The organism is Streptomyces sp. NRRL F-2664, assembly GCF_000719345.1.
Taxonomy (GTDB): domain Bacteria; phylum Actinomycetota; class Actinomycetes; order Streptomycetales; family Streptomycetaceae; genus Streptomyces.
Genome location: NZ_JOFX01000511.1, coordinates 1 through 285 on the forward strand (window position 1 = coordinate 1; position 285 = coordinate 285).

The window sequence follows — 285 nt, forward strand, 5'->3', positions numbered from 1 at the left end:
CCGGCCTGGTCAGGGAGCGTTTCCGACGCCGGGTGATGCCCCGGATGCCGCGCCGGCGCATGGTCTTCTCCACCTTCCTGCGGCTGATCCGGCGACCACTCCGGCATAAGGCCGCGTGGATCCGCGGGGCACCGTAGGCACCCCGGGAGGCGGTGTGGACCTCGCGGATCTCGGCCATCAGATCCTCCTCTCCCGCCTGCCGGAGCGCGGCGGCGGGCCGTGCCGCGACCCACGCGTAGGAGGTGGACCGAGGCAGGCCGAGCACCCGGCACAGCAGCGCGACGG

At 74.0% G+C, this 285-nt stretch carries 1 protein-coding gene; it reads right to left on the reverse strand.

The features are described 5' to 3' along the window. A partial coding sequence (locus IF89_RS50135) for an IS3 family transposase (protein WP_158718180.1) occupies positions 1 to 178 on the reverse strand: 178 nt, incomplete at its 3' end. Positions 179 to 285: the final 107 nt, after the last annotated feature.